Origin of the sequence: Streptomyces sp. NPDC051020 (assembly GCF_040683105.1) — a bacterium.
GTDB lineage: Bacteria > Actinomycetota > Actinomycetes > Streptomycetales > Streptomycetaceae > Streptomyces.
Map to the genome: position 1 here is coordinate 1 of NZ_JBFBCG010000216.1, position 1,890 is coordinate 1,890.

The 1,890-nt window shown below is 67.6% G+C and carries 1 protein-coding gene; it reads left to right on the forward strand.

Features of this window, described 5'->3' with window-relative positions; all coding sequences use genetic code 11:
* A partial coding sequence (locus tag AB0N06_RS38760) for a M4 family metallopeptidase (protein ID WP_366139354.1) occupies nucleotides 1-1,793 on the forward strand: 1,793 nt, incomplete at its 5' end.
* Between the last annotated feature and the right edge of the window lie 97 nt (nucleotides 1,794-1,890).

Sequence of the window (1,890 nt, forward strand, 5' to 3'; positions counted from 1 at the left end):
GCCGTGCCAAGGACAAGAACGTTGCGAAGGCGACGGCCGACACCGTCCGCAAGGTCGTCTGGGCCGCGTCCGGCACCCCGACCCTGGCCTGGGAGACCGTGGTCGGCGGCACCCAGGCCGACGGCACCCCCTCCGAGCTGCACGTCATCACCGACGCCAAGACCGGCAAGAAGCTGTTCGAGTACCAGGGCATCGAGACCGGCGTCGGCGACAGCATGTACTCCGGCCAGGTCACCCTCGGCACCTCGCAGGCCGACGGAAGCTACTCGATGACCGACGGCACCCGAGGCGGCCACAAGACCTACGACCTGGGCGGCGGCAGCTCCGGCACCGGCACGCTGTTCACCGACCCGGACGACACCTGGGGTGACGGCACCACCGGCAACCGACAGACCGCCGGCGTGGACGCCGCCTACGGCGCCCAGCTCACCTGGGACTACTACAAGGACGTCCACGGCCGCAACGGCATCAAGAACGACGGCGTCGGAGCCTACTCACGCGTGCACTACGGCAACGCCTACGTCAACGCGTTCTGGTCCGACTCCTGCTTCTGCATGACCTACGGTGACGGCACGGGCAACAACAAGCCGCTCACCTCCATCGACGTCGGCGCCCACGAGATGACCCACGGCGTCACCTCCAACACCGCGGGTCTGATCTACAGCGGCGAGTCCGGCGGTCTGAACGAGGCGACCTCCGACATCTTCGCCGCGGCCGTGGAGTTCCACGCCGACAACGCCAACGACCCCGGCGACTACCTCGTCGGCGAGAAGATCGACATCCGCGGCAACGGCACCCCGCTGCGCTACATGGACAAGCCCTCCCAGGACGGCAGGTCCAAGGACGCCTGGTACTCCGGTCTCGGCTCCATCGACGTCCACTACTCCTCCGGTCCGGCCAACCACTGGTTCTACCTGGCCTCCGAGGGCAGCGGCGCCAAGACCGTCAACGGCGTGGACTACGACTCCCCGACCTCCGACGGCCTGCCGGTGACCGCGATCGGCCGGGACGCCGCCGCCAAGATCTGGTACAGGGCCCTCACCACCTACATGACCTCGTCCACCAACTACGCCGGCGCCCGCACCGCCACCCTCCAGGCCGCCGCCGACCTGTACGGGCTGGGCAGCGACACCTACATCAACACCGCCAACGCCTGGGCCGGCATCAACGTCGGCCCCCGCATCGTCGACGGCATCCTGCTGAACAACCCCGGCGCCCAGATCAGCGCGGTCGACACCCCCGCCAGCCTCCAGATCCAGGCCACCAGCTTCAACCCCGGTACCCCCGTCTACTTCGCCACGGGCCTCCCCGACGGCCTGACCCTCCACCCCGTCACCGGCCTCATCACCGGCACCCCCACCACGCCGGGCACCAGCGACGTCACCGTCACCGTCAGAAGCTCCAAGAACTCCACCACCACGGCGACCTTCACCTGGAAGATCGCCAGGGCCATCGTCGAGAACACCACCGACGTGCCGATCCCGGACGGGGGCGCCGCGGTCTTCTCGGACATCGACGTCACCGGGCTCTCGGGCCAGGCGCCGAGCGACCTCAAGGTGGCCGTGGACATCAAGCACACCTGGCGCGGTGACCTGGTCATCGACCTGGTCGCCCCCGACGGCACGCTGTACCCGCTGAAGAAGAGCAACTTGTCCGACTCGGCCGACAACGTGCTCGAGACCTACACGGTGGACGCCTCCAGCCAGGTCGCCAACGGCACCTGGAGGCTCAAGGTCCAGGACATGTACCGCAGCGACACGGGCTACATCGACAACTGGAAGCTCATCTTCTAAGACTAAGCTTGATCTTTAAGGCTGCTGCTCGGCCCCGCCGCGTCTAGGCATATCCGTTTTGCGCTGTTTCTTGCCGACTGGGTAGCGGGGTGCGGGT